18 protein-coding genes are annotated in these 15,463 nt (G+C 67.1%); 10 read left to right on the forward strand and 8 right to left on the reverse strand.

The window, feature by feature from the left end; genetic code table 11:
* Window positions 1-15: 15 nt before the first annotated feature.
* Window positions 16-1,038 (forward strand): non-homologous end-joining DNA ligase, encoded by a 1,023-nt coding sequence (gene ligD / locus MJ603_RS06335; RefSeq protein WP_243062852.1) that lies wholly within the window; start codon window positions 16-18, stop codon window positions 1,036-1,038.
* Window positions 1,039-1,049: 11 nt separating this feature from the next.
* Here ligD and MJ603_RS06340 read toward each other — a convergent pair whose 3' ends face one another.
* The 5 genes from MJ603_RS06340 to MJ603_RS06360 form a co-directional block, all read right to left on the reverse strand.
* Window positions 1,050-2,090: an ATP-dependent DNA ligase gene (locus tag MJ603_RS06340; protein ID WP_243062853.1), complete on the reverse strand. Its 1,041-nt coding sequence runs from the start codon at window positions 2,088-2,090 to the stop codon at window positions 1,050-1,052.
* Between the two features lie 54 nt (window positions 2,091-2,144).
* Complete coding sequence (locus MJ603_RS06345; RefSeq protein WP_243062854.1) at window positions 2,145-2,990, reverse strand: AlkA N-terminal domain-containing protein; 846 nt, start codon at window positions 2,988-2,990, stop codon at window positions 2,145-2,147.
* A complete protein-coding gene (locus MJ603_RS06350; protein ID WP_243062855.1) occupies window positions 2,987-3,562 on the reverse strand; it encodes a methylated-DNA--[protein]-cysteine S-methyltransferase in 576 nt (191 codons plus the stop codon). Before MJ603_RS06350 ends, MJ603_RS06345 begins: the two co-directional genes overlap by 4 nt.
* Complete coding sequence (locus MJ603_RS06355) at window positions 3,559-4,050, reverse strand: RNA polymerase sigma factor (RefSeq protein ID WP_243062856.1); 492 nt, start codon at window positions 4,048-4,050, stop codon at window positions 3,559-3,561. The genes MJ603_RS06350 and MJ603_RS06355 overlap by 4 nt, the downstream gene beginning before the upstream one ends.
* 68 nt (window positions 4,051-4,118) lie before the next feature.
* Window positions 4,119-5,150 carry an LLM class flavin-dependent oxidoreductase gene (locus MJ603_RS06360; protein WP_243062857.1) on the reverse strand — a complete coding sequence of 344 codons (1,032 nt, stop codon included), beginning with the start codon at window positions 5,148-5,150 and terminating at the stop codon, window positions 4,119-4,121.
* A 100-nt stretch (window positions 5,151-5,250) separates the two neighbouring features.
* On the opposite strand from MJ603_RS06360, the gene MJ603_RS06365 reads away from it, so the two are divergent.
* Both MJ603_RS06365 and MJ603_RS06370 read left to right on the forward strand, forming a co-directional pair.
* Window positions 5,251-6,387 carry a YihY/virulence factor BrkB family protein gene (locus MJ603_RS06365; RefSeq protein ID WP_243062858.1) on the forward strand — a complete coding sequence of 379 codons (1,137 nt, stop codon included), beginning with the start codon at window positions 5,251-5,253 and terminating at the stop codon, window positions 6,385-6,387.
* A 106-nt stretch (window positions 6,388-6,493) separates the two neighbouring features.
* A complete protein-coding gene (locus MJ603_RS06370) occupies window positions 6,494-6,787 on the forward strand; it encodes a hypothetical protein (RefSeq protein ID WP_243062859.1) in 294 nt (97 codons plus the stop codon).
* 16 nt (window positions 6,788-6,803) lie between these two features.
* On the opposite strand, the gene MJ603_RS06375 is transcribed toward MJ603_RS06370, so the two are convergent.
* Window positions 6,804-9,221, reverse strand: a complete 2,418-nt coding sequence (locus MJ603_RS06375; protein WP_243062860.1) for an ATP-dependent DNA ligase — start codon at window positions 9,219-9,221, stop codon at window positions 6,804-6,806.
* Window positions 9,222-9,281: 60 nt separating this feature from the next.
* Here MJ603_RS06375 and MJ603_RS06380 point away from each other — a divergent pair, with 60 nt between their 5' ends.
* The 3 genes from MJ603_RS06380 (at window position 9,282) to MJ603_RS06390 (ending at window position 11,391) form a co-directional block, all read left to right on the forward strand.
* A complete protein-coding gene (locus MJ603_RS06380; RefSeq protein WP_243062861.1) occupies window positions 9,282-10,103 on the forward strand; it encodes a Ku protein in 822 nt (273 codons plus the stop codon).
* A gap of 65 nt (window positions 10,104-10,168) precedes the next feature.
* Window positions 10,169-10,501 carry a hypothetical protein gene (locus MJ603_RS06385; protein WP_243062862.1) on the forward strand — a complete coding sequence of 111 codons (333 nt, stop codon included), beginning with the start codon at window positions 10,169-10,171 and terminating at the stop codon, window positions 10,499-10,501.
* Window positions 10,502-10,506: 5 nt separating this feature from the next.
* Window positions 10,507-11,391 (forward strand): NUDIX domain-containing protein, encoded by an 885-nt coding sequence (locus MJ603_RS06390; protein ID WP_243062863.1) that lies wholly within the window; start codon window positions 10,507-10,509, stop codon window positions 11,389-11,391.
* A 45-nt stretch (window positions 11,392-11,436) separates the two neighbouring features.
* On the opposite strand, the gene MJ603_RS06395 is transcribed toward MJ603_RS06390, so the two are convergent.
* Both MJ603_RS06395 and MJ603_RS06400 read right to left on the reverse strand, forming a co-directional pair.
* Window positions 11,437-11,892: a hypothetical protein gene (locus MJ603_RS06395; RefSeq protein WP_243062864.1), complete on the reverse strand. Its 456-nt coding sequence runs from the start codon at window positions 11,890-11,892 to the stop codon at window positions 11,437-11,439.
* Window positions 11,893-11,953: 61 nt separating this feature from the next.
* Window positions 11,954-12,778, reverse strand: coding sequence for a DUF1295 domain-containing protein (locus MJ603_RS06400; protein ID WP_243062865.1), 825 nt, complete (start codon window positions 12,776-12,778; stop codon window positions 11,954-11,956).
* Window positions 12,779-12,879: 101 nt separating this feature from the next.
* On the opposite strand from MJ603_RS06400, the gene MJ603_RS06405 reads away from it, so the two are divergent.
* The 4 genes from MJ603_RS06405 (at window position 12,880) to MJ603_RS06420 (ending at window position 15,366) form a co-directional block, all read left to right on the forward strand.
* On the forward strand, window positions 12,880-13,512 hold the full coding sequence (locus tag MJ603_RS06405; protein ID WP_243062866.1) for a CDP-alcohol phosphatidyltransferase family protein: 633 nt from the start codon (window positions 12,880-12,882) through the stop codon (window positions 13,510-13,512).
* Window positions 13,505-13,975: an FHA domain-containing protein gene (locus MJ603_RS06410; RefSeq protein WP_243062867.1), complete on the forward strand. Its 471-nt coding sequence runs from the start codon at window positions 13,505-13,507 to the stop codon at window positions 13,973-13,975. The genes MJ603_RS06405 and MJ603_RS06410 overlap by 8 nt, the downstream gene beginning before the upstream one ends.
* Entirely contained in the window at window positions 13,975-14,688 is a 714-nt protein-coding gene (locus tag MJ603_RS06415) for a MerR family transcriptional regulator (RefSeq protein WP_243062868.1), read from the forward strand. The genes MJ603_RS06410 and MJ603_RS06415 overlap by 1 nt, the downstream gene beginning before the upstream one ends.
* 129 nt (window positions 14,689-14,817) lie before the next feature.
* On the forward strand, window positions 14,818-15,366 hold the full coding sequence (locus tag MJ603_RS06420; RefSeq protein WP_279238921.1) for a MerR family transcriptional regulator: 549 nt from the start codon (window positions 14,818-14,820) through the stop codon (window positions 15,364-15,366).
* The last annotated feature ends 97 nt before the right edge of the window (window positions 15,367-15,463 follow it).

Here is a 15,463-nt window from a genome sequence, read left to right on the forward strand (position 1 = left end):
GATGCGGGGGATGCCATGGCCGACGACGTCACGCTCGAGGTCGAAGGACCGCACGGAACGCGCGCGGTGCGCATCAGCCATCCCGAGCGCGTCGTGTACCCGGAGCCGGCAATCACCAAGCTCGACCTTGCGCGCTATATTCTCACCGTCTCGGAGCCGTTCCTGAGAGCGAACGGTGATCGTCCGGTCTCCTTGCAGCGTTTTCGCGACACGATCGACGGCGAGCAGTTCTTCTCGAAGAACCCGCCGAGGGGTGCGCCGGACTTCATCAGGAGCGTGACGGTGGTCTACCCGAGCGCGAGGTCGCATCCGCAGCTCGTGCTCGACGAACCGGCATCCGCAGTCTGGGCCGTGCAGATGGGCACGCTGGTCTTCCACCCCTGGCCGTCGAGGGCGGAGGACTCCGACAATCCCGATCAGCTGCGCATCGACCTCGACCCGCAGCCGGGCACCGACTTCTCCGATGCGATCCTCGCGGCGATCGAGTTGAGGCGGGTACTGGACGAGGCGGGCCTCGAGGCCTACGTGAAGACCTCGGGCAATCGTGGGTTGCACGTGTTCGCGCCGATCAGGCCGGAGCGCGAGTTCCTCGACGTGCGACATGCGGTGATCGCCGCCGCCCGCGAGCTCGAGCGACGGATGCCTGAGCAGGTCACGACGGCGTGGTGGAAGGAAGAGCGCGGCGAGAAGGTCTTCGTCGACTTCAACCAGGCGAACCGCGATCGCACCATCGCCGGTGCCTACAGCCCGCGTGCCCTGGCGCACGCGTCCGTGTCGTGCCCCATCACCTGGGACGAGCTGGAGTCGGTGAAGCCGCAGGACTTCACGGTGCTCACGGTTCCCGATCGCCTGGCCGAGGTCGGAGACCCGTGGTCGGACTTCGGCGAACGCCAGGCCACGATCGACACGCTCCTCGACTGGTGGCAGCGAGACCTCGAGAACGGACTCGGGGAGTTGCCCTTTCCGCCGGACTACCCGAAGATGCCGGGCGAGCCGCCGCGCGTGCAGCCCAGCAGGGCGAAGAACGCCGACGCCTGAGACTGCTGCCCTTACCTCAGCACGTCCGACAGGTCGTATGCCACGGGGCGATCGAGCTGATCGAACGTGCACGAACGCGCTTCCCGATCGTCGCGCCACCGTTCGAACTGCACGGTGTGCCTGAAGCGCATGCCCTCGAGCTGGTCGTATCGCACCTCGAGCACTCGCTCCGGCCGAAGCTTCACGAACGACACGTCCTTGCTGCCGGAGAACCTGCTGCGATCTGTCGCTCCGGTGACGATCTCGCCTGTTTCGTCCCGCTCCACGAGCGAAGCGAGTTCGTCGACGAGCTCCTGCCGCCGCACATTGCTGAAAGCGGATGCCCCGCCGACATTGCGCAGCACGCCATCGTCGTCGTAGAGCCCGAGCAGCAGCGAGCCGACGCCCGATCCGCTGGCGTGCACGCGATAGCCGAGCAGCACGACATCCGCTGTCCGATGGTGCTTCACCTTGAGCATCGTGCGCTTGTTGGGCGTGTAAGGGGCGGCAAGCGGCTTCGCGACGACGCCGTCGAGGCCGGCGCCCTCGAACTCGACGAGCCAGCGGCGGGCGAGGTCGACGTCCGTTGTGGTCTGGCACAGCCGGAGCGGCGGATGCCACGCCCCAGCCAGCTCCTCCAGCGCTCGCCTGCGCTCGGCGAACGGCTCACCGGTGAGGTCGTCTTCGCCGAGAGCCAGCAGGTCGAAGGCCACGAACATCGCCGGGGTCGTCGCGGAGAGAAGGCGCACCCGGGTGGCCGCCGGATGGATGCGTTGCGACAGCGCCTCCCAATCGAGCCGTTCGGAGCCCGGCTCGCCGGTGCGCACCACGATCTCGCCGTCGACCATGCAGTGTGGAAGCTGCTCCGCGAACGCCGCGACGAGCTCGGGGAAGTACCTGGTCAGCGGCTTCGAACCTCGGCTCCCGATCTCGACGCCGTCGCTGTCGACGGAGACGATGCCGCGGAAGCCGTCCCATTTCGGTTCGTACGACAGGCCGCCGGTGACGCTGTCCGGCTCCGGCACTGCGGCGACGGCGCGGGCGAGCATCGGTGCGGGAATGGATGCGGTCATAGCCCGATCATGCCGCGTTTCGCTTCCCGCGCCCACCCTCCTGCGGAGGGTTGCTCACGACGCGGACGCGGCCTGCAGTGCGGCATCCGCCGTCCAGAGATGCATCGTGGCGTATGCCCGCCAGGGCCGCCAGCGCTCACCCATGGCCGTCGCCTCGGCCGGCGTCGCCCCTCCGAGCGCGCGTCGCAGCACGAGATCCCCGACGGGGAAGGCGTCGGTGTCGCGCACGACCCTCAACGACAGATAGTCCACGGTCCACGGCCCGATGCCGGGCAACGACAGCAACTCGGCTCTCGACCGGGCGGGATCGTGTTCGCGGCCGAGCTCCAGCCCGCCGGCGAAGGCCGATGCCAGCGCCAGCACGGTGCGGGCGCGTGCGTTCGTGATGCCGACGGCCGCCCGCAGCTCTTCGTGCTCGGCGGCGGCAACGGTCGGCGGGTCGGGGAAGCCGATCAGCCCGTCCGTTCCCGGTGTGCCGTAGGCGGCGGCGAGCCGTCCGGTGAACGTGCGGCAGGCCGCGAGCGACACCTGCTGTCCGAGTACTGTCTGCACGGCGGCCTCGAACGGGTCGGGGTGCCCGATGATCCGCACGGCGGGCAGCGCCTCGACAAGCGGTCCGAGTATCGGGTCGTCGGCGAACGCCGCGGCGACCGCGTCCACGTCGGTGTCGAGGTCGAACCACTCGCGCACGATCTCGAGGAGCGCCAGGTCGGCCTCGGCCGTGACCTCGACTCCGTCGTCCCGCACCAGGACGGTCACCGGCCTGGTTCCCGAGGCGGTGCGCAGGAGCCGGGTCACCGTTCCGCGCTCGACATCCACCCGCTCCACGCCTGGCACCGAATGGTTCACCAGCGACCGCAGCACGACGTCGCGTTCCAGACGTCCCTGAAGCAGGGTCACGCCGCCGACTCCAAGTGCAGCAGCGCGCTCTTCGCCTCGAGCCCTCCGGCGTATCCACCGAGCGACCCATCCGTGCGCAGCACGCGGTGACACGGCACGACGAGCGGCAGCGGATTGGTCGCGCACGCCGAACCCACTGCCCGCATCGCGCGTGGGCTGCCGGCCGCCGCTGCGACTTGGGCGTAGCTCGCCGTGCTCCCGTACGCGATCGTGGGCAGAATGCCCTGCACAGCACGCCGGAACCCGTGCGAGAGCGAGAAATCCAACGGCAGGTCGAACCCGCGTCGCTTCCCCTCGAAGTACTGCTCGAGCTCTGTCGCTGCGGCGTCCAGGCGGGCGGGCGAACGCAGCACCCGAGGGCTCACCTTCGTGGAGAGAGTCTGCAGCACGTCGTCGAAACCCTCGCGATGAAACGCGATGCGCACGATGCCCCGCTCTGTGGCCGCCAGCAGAAGCTCGCCGACGGGGGAGTCGACGGTGCGGTAGGCGATGTCGAGCAGGCCGGCATCCTGCGCTCCCTGCGCCAGCCTGGTGTGCAGCTCTTCGAGGTGCAGTGTGGTGTCATCGGTCATGGTCGTGCTCCCATCGTGCGGCGCAGCGCGCTGATGCCGTCGGCAGCCGCCCGCCTCGCCGCGTCGGTCGTTCCGCCGATGATGTCTGCGACCTCCTGGTACGGCAGCCCGCCCAGGTAGTGGTAGGTCACCGCCTGCCGCTGCTTGCCTGGCAGGGCGGACACCGCGCGGGCGACCGTCTCGGCCGCCGCGCGCTCGTCGTCGAGGGCGCCGGGGATGCCGAGTGTGCTCGGCTCCTCCGGCAGCCTTTCGACGGTGACCGGTCTGCGCCCTCTGGCACGCACCACGTCGATGGCCTTGCGGCGGGCGATCGTGACCAGCCACGCCTCGACGTTGGCGTCTGCAGGGAGCCGCGGGTAGGCATCCAGCGCAGACAGGAACGTCTCGGACCACGCGTCGTCGGCGTCGTCGGCGCCCGCGACCGACAGGCACACCCGCAGCACGGTTCTGCCGTGGGTGCGCACCACCGTTTCGAAGGGCAGGAGCATCATCACAACGTAGACGCCGCGGCCGACACGAACGTGAGGTTCGCGGTCAGGCAGGGCGGCCGCACACTTCAGCTCAGCGCCAGCAGCTCCTTCACCATCGGGATGACCTTCGTCGCGTACAGCTCGATCGAGTGCATCAGCAGGTCATGCGGCATGGGGCCGTTCGCGTACTTGAGATCGAACCGGTCCACTCCGAGCACCTTGATGGCATCGGCGATGCGGTGTGCCACGGTCTCGGGCGAACCGACGTACAGCGAGCCGTGTCGCACTTCGCTGAGGTACTGCTCCCTGCTCTGCGGACCCCAGCCACGCTCGGCGCCGATCCGATCCATGGTCGCCTTCTGGTACGGGTAGAGCTGCTCAGTGGCGAGTTCATCGGTGTCGGCGACGAACCCAGGGGAGTGCATCGCGAGCGGCATCGGCTCGCGGCCCATCTGCTCCTGAGCGCGCTTGTAGAGATCGACGTGCGGCGCGAACCTGCCGGCGTTGCCGCCGATGATCGCCAGCGCCATCGGGATGCCGTACCGCACAGATCGCACGACGCTCTCGGGGCTGCCGCCGACGCCGACCCACGCCTTCAGCCGCCCGGACTCCGTCTTCGGATACACCTGCTGGTCGGTGAGAGGCGGGCGAATGCTGCCGCTCCACGTCACGGCATCCTCTTCGCGGAGCTTGCTGAACAGGTCGAGCTTCTCTTCGAAGAGCGTCTCGTACTGGGTGAGGTCGTAGCCGAACAGCGGGAACGACTCGGTAAACGATCCGCGGCCGAGCGTGATCTCGGCTCTGCCGTTCGAGACCGCGTCGAGTGTGGCGAAACGCTCGTACACCCGAACCGGTTCCTCCGAGCTCAGCACCGTGACGGCAGTGCCGAGCGTGATGGTCTTCGTGCGGCCCGCGATGGCGGCGAGCACGACGTCCGGTGCGCTCACGGCGAAGTCGGCGCGGTGGTGCTCGCCGATGCCGAACGCGTCGATGCCGAGCTCGTCGGCCAGCACGGCCTCCTCGATGACGTTGCGGATCGTCTCGGCGGCGGGTCCCTGCTCGCCGTCGTCTTTCAGGGGAACGTCTCCGAATGTGTCCAAACCGAACTGCACGGCCACTCGAGGCCCCTTTCACTGTGTATGCAAATGCATACACCTCAACATGCGCGTCGCTCCCATCATTCCCTCATCCTGTTCAGGGCGCGCGTAGCGTTGCCCCATGGATGCCGTCAAGCTCGCGACGAAAAACGCCAAGCGTGCAACGCGCCGCAGCGACAAGCTGATGAAGAAGCGACAGAGGCCGCAGGAGGAGCCGACGACGCCTGCCGATGCTGCGGTGGCGGAGCGCGAAGCGAAGGCAGCGGCATCCGCTCGATACGGTCGGATGCCGGTCGGATACGTGTTGGGCCGCACGACGCGCGAGTACGGCAGAGACGGATGCTCCGACCTCGCCGCCGGTCTCACCTACTTCTCCGTGTTGTCGGCTCTGCCGGCTCTCCTGGCCCTCGTCTCGCTGCTGGGCCTCCTCGGCGCGGGTCGCGAGGGCTCGAAGACGCTGGTCGACGTCGTCGACGCGGTGGCTCCCGCTCAGGTGGAGCCGGCCGTGGCCGGGCTGATTGCGCAGTTGACGTCCTCATCGGCCGCTGGCATCGGCCTGGTCATCGGCATCGTCGGCGCCGTGTGGTCCGCATCCGGCTACGTCGGCGCGTTCGGACGGGCGGTGAACCGCATCTATGGTGTGCGCGAGGGACGTTCCGCGATCGTGCTGCGATCGGGGCAGGTGGTGATCACTGTCGTCGTGCTCGTGCTCGCAGTGCTGGTCGTGCTCTCACTCGCGCTCAGCGGCCCCCTCGTGCGCAGCGTGGGCGACGCGCTCGGCGTCGGCGACGCCGCGTTCACGACCTGGGAGGTCGTGAAGTGGCCCTTGGTCGGCGTCGCGGTCGTGGTGGCCGTCGCTGTGCTCTACTTCGGAACCCCGAACCTGCGACACCAGCGCATCGGCTACGTCGCGCTGGGAGCAGCCTTCGCTGTCGCTGTGATGGTCGTCGGCTCGATCGCGTTCGGCTTCTATGTGTCGAACTTCGGCAGCTACAACCGGGTCTACGGTGCGGTCGGCGGACTGCTCGTCGCGCTGCTCTGGGTCTGGCTGACCAATCTCGCACTCGTGGTCGGCGCGGAGCTCGGTTCCGAGCTGCAACGCGGTCATGAGCTGTCACTCGGACTCGCGGCCGAGCGCCACGTGCGGTTGCATCCGCGCGGTGACAAGGCGAGCAACAAGGCCACGGCGAAGCTGCGTGCCGACGAGCGGGTCGGTGCTGCGATCCGCAGAGCAACGGCCGCCGAGAGCAAGAGCTGACGAAACGCATCCTGTGCGCCCCCTGTGCAACCGGGCCTGCCGCGGTTAGTCTGACGATGTTCCTGCTGTACAGCTTCATCGGCGAGACCAGACCAGGGAGACAGCGATGATCGCTTCCATCCTCGACAACGACGACGTGCACTTCGAGCACAGGGGCGCTGGATATGTCATCCATCGACTCGGCCCACAGAATTGGGCAGTGCGCAGGGACGACGGTCGCACGGTCGGTTCGCTCGTGATCGTCTCCGAGGAGGGCGAGGAGCACGAGCCGGTGTACGGGGGCATCATCGCGGGCCAGAGCGAAACCGACTACGAAGGCTCCGACTGGGAGTCCATCGTGCGCGGCCTGGTCAACGAGGAGCTCGAGGCCGAGTCCGAAGAGGCCACGAACGGCGCCTAGGGCTTGTCCGGCATCCCTAGCTCTCGCGCACCACGTCTTTCGGGTCCTTGTCGGTTCGCCAGCCGCGCCAGGACGGCTGCCTGAGTCTGCCGCCCTTCGTCCATTCTGCGAACTCGACCTCTCCGACGAGCGTCGGCTCCACCCAGTGCACACCGCGGGCGTCGGTCGCCGGAACGTCGTCGAACGGACTCGCCGTCGCAGCGACCTTCCCGAGCTCGGCGGCGATCTCGTCGAGTTCGACGTCGCCGAACCCGGTGCCCACCTTCCCGACGTAGGCCAGCGTGCTGCCGCTCGGGATGCCCATGAGCAGCGACCCGACTCCGTGCTCGCGTCGTCCCTCGCCGGGCTTCCACCCACCGATGACGACCTCCTGCGTCTTGTGGTGCTTCACCTTGATCCAGGCCGTCGAGCGCTTGCCGCTCGCATAGGTGGACTCGCGGTCCTTCGCCACGATGCCTTCGAGTCCGTTGGCGCGACTGCGGTTCATGGCGTCCGCGATCGGCCCCGGCACGGCATCCGGAACCTGTAGCACCCTGCGGTGCCGGTCGGAAACGACGTGGGCGAGTGCTGCCCTGCGAACCTCGTATTCCTCACCGGTGATGTCTTCGCCGTCGAGCTCCACGATGTCGAAGACGAAATACCTGACAGGCACGCGTGACGCAGTCCGTGAGATCTCCGTTTCGTTCTGCAGGTTCATCCGTTGCTGCAGCAGCCCGAAGTCGGGCCGCCCGTCGTTCAGCGCGACGATCTCACCGTCGAGCACGGCTGGGGAGCGCAGCGAGTCAGGGATCGCGGTGAGTTCCGGGTACTGGGCCGTGACGTCGTGGCCGTTCCTGGTGACCAGGCGCACGCCGCCCTCGGTCACGTACGCGAGCGCGCGAATGCCGTCCCACTTGTCCTCGAACACCCACCGGTCGTCCTCGTCCGCCTCGAGCTGGCCGACGCTGCCGAGCGTGGCGAGCATGGGGGAGTAGTCCCTCTTCGGAGCATCCAGCGTCATCCTGTGGATGAGCCAGTTCTTCTCGGCCGTCGAACCTCCCGACGAGCCGCCGGTGTGCAGAAGGGCCACCTTCACAGGCCCACCGAGCCCGCCGCGCTCCGACGGATGCAGCGTGACGATGATCTCCTTGCCGTCACGCCACTTGTGCAGGTCGTAGACGCCGGAGTCCCAGATGTCCACGTGGCCTGCGCCGTATTCCCCGTGCGGTATGTCTCCCGCGAACCCGCCGTAGTCCAGCGGGTGGTCCTCGGTCTGCACCGCCAGGTGATTCTGCTTCGGATCGGTCGGCACGCCCTTGGGAAGCGCCCAGCTCACCAGCACTCCGTCGTGTTCGAGCCTGAAGTCGTAGTGCAGGTTCCGTGCTGCGTGCTTCTGGATCACGAACGAGCGTCCGTTGGTCGTCGTCGGCGCGCTCGACGGCACCGGCTCTGGTGTCTTCGCCGCGTCGCGCTTGCCACGGTAGACGGTCAGCCGATCGCGTTCCGGCTTCTCGGAGGCGCCGGCCGGGTCGTCGATCTCGTGCGAAAGACCGGAGAGCGCATCTCCCTTGTCCGCAACGCGCTTCACCACCTCGTCGTACGTGAGTTGCCGCAGCTTCGGCGAAGCAAGTTCGCGCCAGGTGCGAGGGGCGGCGACCGTCGGATGCCATCGGCCGCGCAACGAATACGGCGCAACCGTCGTCTTGTTCGCGTTGTTCTGACTCCAGTCGACGAAGACCTTGCCGGCCCGATCGGCGCGCTTCATCGTGCTGATCACGAGGTCGCGATGATCGGCTTCGAGCGCCTTCGCGAGTTCGTGCGCCACCTGCGACGCATGGTCGGAGGTCTGCGAGCCGTCCAGACGCGCATACAGGTGGATGCCCTTGCTCCCGCTCGTCACAGGGGCGGGATCCAGCCCCATGTCGGCGAGGATGTCCCTAGCCCACTTCGCCACCTGCGCGCACTCCGCCAGCCCGACACCCTCGCCGGGGTCCAGATCGAGCACGAGGCGATCGGGGTTCTGCTCGGCGCCGTCTGCGTCCACGCGCCACTGCGGAATGTGGATCTCGAGCGCGGCGATCTGCCCCAGCCAGGCGAGTACTGCCGGCTCGTTCACCATCGGGTACACGTTGGTGTGGTCGCTGTGCTCGATCCGTACCCGCGGAACCCAGTCGGGAGTGCCTTCATCGAGGTTCTTCTGAAAGAACGGCTGCCCTGGGTGTTCCGGAGTACCCACCCCGTTCACCCATCGCTTGCGTGTGGCCGGCCGCCATCGAGCATGGTGGATCAGGTGCGGCGCGATCTGCGCGTAGTAGGCGATCACGTCGCCCTTGGTCGTGCCGGTGGCGGGATACAGCACCTTGTCGAGATTGCTCAGTTTGAGCCGGTGCCCGTCGACGTTCACGATCTGCGACGAGGTGCCACCCTGCCCGGCCGCCGTCTTCTTGGCCCTCATGGCCTCGACGTTACGCCGCGAGGGTTGTCGTACCGCGCTGCGGGCTGTGCAATAGACGGTATGCGAGCCATAGGCAAGCGCGTGATCGCCTTCGGCCTGGTCAATGTGCCGGTCAAGATCTACAGCGCCACCGAGGACCACGACATCTCTCTGCACCAGGTGCACGACAAGGACGGCGGGCGCATTCGCTACCAGCGCCGCTGCGAGATCGATGGCAAGGTCGTTCCGTACGAGCACATCGACAAGGCGTACGACGCCGGCGACCGAACGGTCATCCTGACGAACGAAGACCTGGCGTCGCTCCCGGAGGAGCGCAGCAACGAGATCGAGATCGTGGAGTTCGTGCCGGCCGATCAAGTCGACCCCATGATGTTCGAGAAGAGTTACTTCCTCGAGCCGGACTCGGCGTCGGCCAAGGCCTACGTGCTGCTCCGCGAGACCCTCGAGGCCACGAAACGCACGGCGATCGTGAAGTTCGCGTTGCGCCAGAAGACTCGCCTCGGCGCGCTGCGCGTGCGTGATGGGGTGCTGGTGCTGCAGGGCCTTCTCTGGGCCGACGAGGTTCGCACCGCCGAGTTCCCCGGCCTCGACGCGACGGTGAACATCTCGGACAAAGAACTGGACATGTCGGCGAAACTCGTCGCGGAGTACGAGAGCGACTTCAGTCCTGAGAAGTTCGACGACGACTACCAGATCCAGCTGAAGAAGCTGATCGACGCCAAGCTGGAGCAGGGCGACAGCATCGACACGGAGGCGACGTTCGGCCAGCAGGACGAGGGCGAGAAGGGCGAGGTGCTCGATCTGATGGAAGCGCTGCGGCGCAGCGTCGAGAAGAATCGCTCGGGCAAGACCCGTTCCGGCTCTGGCAAGAAGGCTGGCTGAGCCAGGCATCCGCGCCGCAGCTCTGTTGAACCGTTGCAAGGGACCATAGCTGCGATGATGGGCGAATGGGGTTTCTCATCTACGGCTCGGGCGCCGAATACGAGATCGACGATCGCACGCTCACACACCTGAAGATCGCGATCGTGGCCAAGCTGCGCCTCCAGGAGAGCTTCCTGGTCAACTGGAGTGTGCCGGCCGAGGATGGATCCGGCCGTGTGAGTCTCTGGCTCTCACCTGCCATCCCGCTCCAGTTCCGGTTCAGCGGCAGCAAGTCGCCGGAGCTGAACAAGAAGTGGCTCGAAGCGCTGGCGCTCTCGTCGCACGGCACCCGTGGAATGGTGGCGATGCCCGAAGAAGAGGCCGAGACGTTCATCGCGTCGGCTCCGAGCGCCGGCTAGCCGGCGTGGAGCTTCAGCGCAGGCCGCTCGGCAGCGGGGATGCCTGGGTGCACGGTCCGGACGGCCGACGGTTCTGGGGAACGTTCGGCGCCGCCGGGCTCCTGGTCGCGCATCGCGATGCCGGCGTTCTGCTGCAGCATCGGGCGGAGTGGAGTCACTTCGGCGGCACCTGGGGCCTGCCGGGAGGTGCCAGGCACGAGGGTGAGAGCGCCCGACAGGGCGCGATCCGCGAGGCGTCGGAGGAGGCAGGAGTTCCCGCCGAGCTCATCCGGGCCAGATACCTTTCGTCGCTCGATCTCGGCTGGTGGTCCTACTCCACGGTCGTCGCCGATGCCGAGGTGGTGTTCGAGCCCGTGATCGGCGACGCGGAGAGCATCGCGGTGCGCTGGGTTCCGGTTGCGGAGGTCGAGAACCTGCCCTTGCATCCTGGATTCGCAGAGCGCTGGCCGAGCTTGCGCGCCGACCTCTTCATCGATCCCGTCGTCGTGGTCGATGCCGCCAATGTCGTCGGCTCGAGACCCGACGGCTGGTGGAAGGATCGTCCTGCTGCCGCCGGCCGCCTCGTCGATGGCCTTCTCACTCTCGGTCGAACGGGATGGCCCGCCGACGCGCTCGATCTTCCGCACGATCTTTGGTGGCCACGAGTGACAGTGGTTCTCGAGGGTGAGGCGAAGCGGATGCCCGACCCGGCAGAAACCGGGGATCTCACGATCGTGCGCGCCGACACCGACGGCGACTCGGCGATCGTGGCTCACACGGCAGCACTGCCGGATCCGTCTCAGGCGATCGTGGTCACCGCCGACCGTGAGCTTCGCGATCGGGTGGGCGAGCTCGGAGCAACCGTCGCGTCTCCCTCGACGCTCCTCGGAGCGTTGGACGGACTCGGCTGAACGATTGCGGTCGGATCGGCTGCGGTTCGAGCAGGGCGACGCAGATCAGACGGTCACTCCCTCGCCGGCGAGGGATGCCTTCCACCTGACGAGGGCACGAACCGTTGCGCTGTCGTCGTCGGCGAGCTCCGCCATCGTGTCTTCCGGCACGAAGTAGTTCACGGCGACCCAACCGCGCACCATCTCGGACCCGTCGGAGGCCAGCTCGCGCAGCACGTCGCAGGGAGTGGCCTCGTTGCGTGCCACACATCCGCGCACGCCGTCGTCGGGATCGTGCGCCAGAGTCTCGAACAGATCGGCCGGGGTGTTGTAGCTGCTGGCTACGCTCTCCCTGATCTTGGGATTCGCGCTCTGTGCCAGCACGCGGAGCCGGTGGATCTTGCTCTCCGTGACCGGAGGCATCGGGTGCAGGGCCGCTGCCTCTTCCGACGTCAGCATCGAGGGCGCTGCACGACGCATGGCCTCGCGCTGAGCAGGGGTGTTGAAGCGGATGCACGACATGGCATCCAGGCTAACGGCGACCACCGTCGCTGCGGGTGCCGAGCCGTCGGCGGGTCGGCGGTCAGGGTGTGGTGGCCTCCCGCGCCGGGCGACGCGGGAACCACGGGACGATCGGCGAGGTCGTCGCCTGGTAGTCCGCATACTCGGGGTAACGCGTGCGCGTGATGCTCTCGGTGAAGATCGTCGAGCCGATGAACAACACAGTGAGCAGCACCGCGCCGATGACGGTCCACTGCAGAACGGATGCCGCTGCGATCGTCCCGAAGAAGAACACGACCCACCACTGCGCCTGCTCGAAGAAGAAGTTCGGATGCCGGGAGAAGCGGAACAGACCGGAGTCGAGAAAACGCTGGCTCGGCTGGCGGCCCTCGGCGATCTCAGCGGCCTTCCAGCGGTGGAAGTCCCACTGCTGCTGGTCGGCGATCGTCTCACCGATCAGGAACGCGAGGAACACGATCGTCGCGACCACGTCGAGAACAGTGAACGGGCTCTGGTGCTGGAAGGCCGTCCATGCGGGGAGCGTGATCAGGAACAGAAGAATGTTCTGGTAGATCACGATGAAGAAGAGGTTGAAGAGGAACCACTGCCAGCCCTTGATCCTCGAGCGGAGCAACGCCCACCGGTAGTCTTCGCCGCCGGGAGCATAGCCGCCCTTGCGCGCGAAGTTGAACGTGAGCCTCGCACCCCACAGCGTGATGAGGGCCGCCATCACGTCGAGCCTCACGTCGGCGAGCCCTGCGGCGCCCGCGTACACCCACACGTACGCGACGGGAACGAGCGACCAGATGCGGTCGACCCAGGAGTACTCGTTCGTGATCAACGACAACACCCACGTGACGACGCAGATGGCAGCGAGAATCAGCAGGCAGACGATCACGGGGGACATGCATCGAATTCTAAGGTGCACGCCACGAGCCGCGGCGCGATCAGGGTGCGCCGTGCCGTGGTGCGCACATCGGTCGCCGATGCGTCCTAGTATTGCGAGGCGTGGCACAGGCATCCAGCTCGGTATCCACCCGGGTCTTCACCATCCCCAACTGCCTGAGCTTTTTTCGGCTGGCGCTCGTCCCGATCTTCCTCTGGTTCGTCATCGTCGGATGGGATGCCTGGGCACTCGTCGTGCTCATCGTCGCGAGCGTCACCGACTTCCTCGACGGCTACCTCGCTCGTCGCCTCGGTCAGGTGTCGCGACTCGGGCAACTCCTCGATCCGGCCGCCGACCGGCTGTACATCTTCGCGGCGCTGATCGGACTCGCGTGGCGCGACCTCCTGCCGTGGTGGCTCGTCGCCGTCATCATCGCCAGGGACGTGATGCTGCTCGTGCTCGGCATCGTCCTGGCCAACCACGGACACGGTCCGCTTCCCGTGCATCATCTGGGAAAGATCGCCACTTTCGCGCTGCTCGTCGCACTGCCTGTGCTGATGCTCGGCGAAGCTTTCCCCGTGCTGTCGTGGGCGTCGCAGCCGGTCGGCTGGGCTGTCGCACTCTGGGGAGCGTTCCTGTACTGGTGGGCCGGCGTCCTCTACGTGCGTGAGACGGCACGTGTAGTGCGACGTTCACCTGTCACCGACGTCCCGGCATCCGATACGCTGAACGGTAAGGAGGTCGACGGTGGCTGAGCAGCACGACCCGAACCGCGAAGCGCAGGCCGCGGGCGACGACACGACAGCAGGTTTCGGCGAGGACTTCGCCGCGGCGATGAACGCCGCTGCCGCTGGAGTGACGGCAGAAGAGAAAGAAGCGATCGGCGCGTTGCCGAGCGGTTCCGCTCTGCTGATCGTGCGCCGCGGACCCAACGCCGGCGCACGTTTTCTTCTCGACGCCGATGTCACGACGGCGGGCAGACATCCCGACGCCGACATCTTCCTCGATGACGTGACCGTCTCGAGAAGGCATGCGGAATTCATCCGGCATGGAACGGTCTTCGAGGTCAAAGACCTCGGATCGTTGAACGGAACCTACTTCGATGGGGTCCGCGTCGAGAGCGCGATGTTGACCGATGGCGCAGAGGTGCAGGTCGGAAAGTTCCGCCTCACGTTCTACGCGGCCCGCCTCGATCTGGACGCGTCAGCGTCGGCCTGATGCCTCGCGAGTCGTCACAGGCCCGCGACTCGGCAGTCGTCCGCTCCGGGCCGGTGCTGCTCAGCATCGGTCAGGTTCTCTCCCGGCTCACACCGGAGTTCTCCGACCTCACGCCGTCGAAGTTGCGCTTCCTCGAAGAACAGGGACTCGTCACGCCCGCGCGAACGGCATCCGGGTATCGCAAGTTCTGCGCGGAAGACGTCGATCGGCTGCGCACCGTCCTGACATTGCAGCGAGAACACTACCTTCCGCTGAAGGTCATCCGTTCCTATCTCGCCGACCAGGATGCCGGGCGCACGCCGATCCTTCCAGGCACGTCCGGCCCTGCCCGGCCGACCATGCTCTCCACGGGGCGCCGATTCAGCCGCGACGAGCTGCTTGCTGAGGCAGAGGCATCCGCTGCGCTCCTGCAGGAGGCGGTCTCCGCCTCACTGATCACTCCGGCCGAGGTCTACGGCGAAGACCAGCTCGCGGTGTTGAGAGCACTCGCAGACCTTCACAAGCGAGGCATCGAGCCCCGTCACCTGCGAGGGCTCCGCGCCTCCGCCGAACGAGACATCGGACTCATCGAAACGGCTCTCGCACCGGTGGTCCATCGAGGGGATGCCAGCGCCCGCGCGCGAACGGCCGAGCTCGGGCGCGAACTCGCCGACGACCTCGAAACCGTGCGCTCGAGCATCGTCCGCTCGGCCATCGGCAAGCTCGCGCCATGACCTCGGACACGAAGACGGTGCGACACGCCAGATTGTTCGAGGCGATGTCGTTGATCGCCCCCTCCAGCACGGTTACCGTTGAGGGTGCGCCGCGTTCTGCGCGAAGCACCTGGGGTGAGAGGGAAGCGAATGAGTGAAGTCCATCGCAACGACGACGCTCGCTACGACCTCGGGTTCCTGTTCACAGACGGTCTCCCCGAGATGGATGACGTCTCCGGCTACCGCGGTGCCATTGCCGCCCGCGCGGCGGGCATCAGCTATCGGCAGCTCGATTATTGGGCTCGCACCGGGCTCGTCGAGCCGACTGTCCGCGGCGCAGCCGGCAGCGGGTCGCAACGGTTGTACGGGTTCCGCGACATCCTCGTTCTCAAGCTCGTCAAGCGTTTGCTCGACACCGGCATCTCCCTCCAGCAGATCCGCACCGCCGTCGAGCAGCTCCGCAAAGAGGGTGTCAACGACCTGGCGCAGACCACGCTGATGAGCGACGGCGCGAGCGTCTATCTCTGCACCTCGGATGACGAGGTCATCGACCTGGTCGGCAGAGGTCAGGGCGTCTTCGGCATCGCCGTCGGCAAGGTGCTGCGCGAAGTCGAGACGAGTCTCGTCGAACTGGATGTGCAGACATCCGACCCGATGGATGAGCTCGCCGTGCGCCGCGCGACTAAGAAGATCAGCTAGGTTTTGCGCGCCCGCCCCCGTCGGGCACGCCGCTGTCGAGCGGTTGCATGGTTGCGTTCGGCGCCGGCGAAGCGAGTCGAAGGGCGACAAAGCGCGC

The sequence above is a fragment of the Humibacter sp. RRB41 genome (genome assembly GCF_022761015.1).
Classification (GTDB): Bacteria; Actinomycetota; Actinomycetes; order Actinomycetales; family Microbacteriaceae; genus Humibacter.